This is a genomic window from Pseudomonas sp. P5_B2 (assembly GCF_056400445.1).
This window is the reverse complement of record NZ_JBFULH010000503.1, coordinates 1-3,001: the sequence shown is the minus strand read 5'-3', so window position 1 is coordinate 3,001 and position 3,001 is coordinate 1. Positions and strand designations below refer to the sequence as shown.

General features: G+C 58.3%; 3 protein-coding genes. All 3 read left to right on the top strand.

Annotated elements, in window-relative coordinates; all coding sequences use genetic code 11:
* On the top strand, window positions 1-969 hold a 969-nt coding region (locus AC1DRJ_RS23020; protein ID WP_477804177.1), incomplete at its 5' end, for an Hsp70 family protein.
* Window positions 970-1,264: 295 nt separating this feature from the next.
* The gene (gene dnaJ, locus AC1DRJ_RS23015) at window positions 1,265-2,389 is read left to right on the top strand and encodes a molecular chaperone DnaJ (protein ID WP_007942897.1); all 1,125 of its coding nucleotides are present in this window, start codon (window positions 1,265-1,267) and stop codon (window positions 2,387-2,389) included.
* Between the two features lie 10 nt (window positions 2,390-2,399).
* Window positions 2,400-3,001 (top strand): 4-hydroxy-tetrahydrodipicolinate reductase (dapB, locus tag AC1DRJ_RS23010; RefSeq protein WP_477804176.1); only part of this gene is annotated, 602 nt, incomplete at its 3' end.

Here is a 3,001-nt window from a genome sequence, read left to right as displayed (position 1 = left end):
ATCGAACCTTGCCGCATCGCTCTGAAAGACTCTGGGATCGACGTTGGCGCGATCAACGACGTGATCCTGGTAGGCGGTCAGACCCGTATGCCACTGGTTCAGAAGCTGGTGACCGAGTTCTTCGGTAAAGAAGCTCGTAAAGACGTGAATCCGGACGAAGCGGTTGCCATGGGTGCTGCTATCCAGGGCGCGGTATTGGCTGGCGACGTGAAAGACGTTCTGCTGCTGGACGTTAGCCCGCTGACCCTGGGTATCGAAACCATGGGCGGCGTGATGACCGCGCTGATCGAGAAAAACACCACGATTCCTACCAAGAAATCGCAAGTGTTCTCGACTGCCGATGACAACCAGGGCGCTGTAACCATTCACGTGCTGCAAGGTGAGCGTAAGCAAGCGGCTCAGAACAAGTCCTTGGGCAAGTTCGACCTGGCCGAGATTCCACCAGCACCACGTGGCGTGCCACAAATTGAAGTGACCTTCGACATCGACGCCAACGGCATCCTGCACGTAGGCGCCAAAGACAAGGCCACCGGCAAGACTCAGTCGATCGTGATCAAGGCCAACTCCGGTCTGTCCGAGGAAGAGATTCAGCAGATGATTCGCGATGCTGAAACCAACGCCGACGCAGATCGCCAGTTCGAAGAGCTGGCAACCGCCCGCAACCAGGGCGATGCGCTGGTTCACTCGACGCGCAAAATGGTCGCTGACGCTGGCGATAAAGTGACTGCCGAAGAGAAGACTGCAATCGAAGCTGCAGTTGTTGCTCTGGAAGCCGCTGTTAAAGGCGACGACAAAGCTGCAATCGAAGCCAAGGTTGAAGAACTGTCGAAAGTTTCTGCTCCAGTGGCGCAGAAGATGTACGCCGAACAGGCTCAGCCTGCTGAAGGCGCGGCACCGCACGACGAAAAAGCTGAAAAGGCTGACGACGTTGTCGATGCCGAGTTCGAAGAAGTCAAAGACCACAAGTAAGTTGTTGGTCGCCCGGTTGACTGCCTTCAGGCGGTGACTGGTAGGATGTCGCCGCGCGGGAGCTTGCTCCCGCGTTGGCGTGTCTGGAGTTAGCGAATTTTTACAGCATGCGACAGCGCTCGGATGCTGGGTATGGCCGGGAATGCTCCTGCTTTTCGAGCTGAAAGTACCGCAATGAATCAAAGACCAGGATCGTTGAATTGACGTGAGTTGGGTCCGGGCCTGTATTGGGGCTCAACGAGTTTGGCAAGGCTCAGGAGAGGTTTGCCGAACGTCCTCAAGAGTGCAAAGACTTATGGCAAAGCGTGACTATTACGAAGTATTGGGTGTTGAGCGTGGCTCAAGCGAAGCAGACCTGAAAAAGGCCTACCGTCGTCTGGCGATGAAGCACCACCCGGACCGTAATCCCGATGACAAAGCGTCGGAAGAGATGTTCAAGGAGGCTAACGAAGCCTACGAAGTGCTGTCCGATTCCGGCAAGCGCGCGGCCTACGACCAGTACGGTCATGCCGGTGTCGACCCGAGCATGGGTGGCGGTGGTGCCGGTTTTGGTGGTCAGAACTTCTCCGACATCTTTGGTGATGTCTTCAGTGACTTCTTCGGTGGCGGTCGCGGCGGTTCCCGTGGTGGTGCCCAGCGCGGCAGCGACCTGCGTTACACCCTGGAATTGGACCTGGAAGAAGCGGTACGCGGTACTACCGTGAATATCCGCGTTCCATCACTGGTCAATTGCAAACCGTGCGACGGCTCGGGTGCCAAGAAGGGCTCCTCGCCAGTCACTTGCCCGACGTGCGGCGGTATCGGCCAGGTCCGTATGCAGCAAGGCTTCTTCTCGGTGCAGCAAACCTGCCCGCGCTGCCATGGCCAGGGCAAGATCATTTCCGATCCGTGCAACTCCTGCAACGGCGAAGGTCGTGTCGAAGAGTCCAAAACCCTTTCCGTGAAAGTGCCGGCCGGTGTCGATACCGGTGACCGCATTCGCCTGTCCGGCGAAGGCGAGGCGGGCGCTCAAGGTGGGCCGACAGGCGATCTGTACGTGGTGATCAATGTGCGCGAGCACGCGATCTTCCAGCGTGATGGCAAGCATCTGTTCTGCGAAGTGCCGATCAGCTTTGTCGATGCAGCGCTGGGCGGCGAGCTGGAGATTCCGACCCTTGATGGTCGAGTCAAACTGAAAATCCCTGAGGGCACTCAGACCGGCAAGCAGTTCCGGGTTCGCGGCAAAGGCGTTGCGCCAGTGCGTGGCGGCGGTGCAGGTGACTTGATGTGCCGTGTGGCGGTCGAAACCCCGGTCAACCTGGGACGTCGTCAGCGTGAATTGCTGGAAGAGTTCCGCAGCTCCCTGGCGGACGACAACAGCCATTCGCCAAAAACCACCGGTTGGTTTGAAGGCGTGAAGCGCTTCTTCGGCGATTTGTAAGGAGACAGGCATGCGACGTATTGCAGTGATGGGCGCCGCCGGGCGCATGGGAAAAACCCTGATCGAAGCGGTGCAGCAAACGCCTGGTGCCGGTCTGACGGCTGCCATTGATCGTCCTGACAGCACGCTGGTGGGTGCGGATGCCGGTGAGTTGGCTGCCCTGGGTCGTATCGGTGTGCCGTTGTCGGGTGATCTGGATCGGGTGGTTGACGAGTTCGACGTGTTGATCGACTTCACGCACCCGACGGTAACCCTGAAGAACCTCGCGTTCTGCCGCAAGCATCACAAGGCGATGATTATCGGCACCACCGGTTTCAGCGTTGAAGAGAAGCAGTTGCTGGCGGAGGCGGGCAAGGACATTCCAATCGTCTTCGCGGCCAATTTCAGCGTTGGCGTCAATCTTTGCCTTAAGTTGCTCGACACGGCTGCTCGCGTGCTGGGTGATGATGTCGATATCGAAATTACTGAAGCCCACCATCGGCATAAAGTCGATGCGCCGTCCGGCACCGCCGTTCGCATGGGTGAAGTGATTGCCGATGCGCTGGGGCGTGATCTGAAGAAAGTGGCGGTTTATGGTCGTGAAGGCCAAACCGGTGCTCGTGCCCGCGAGAC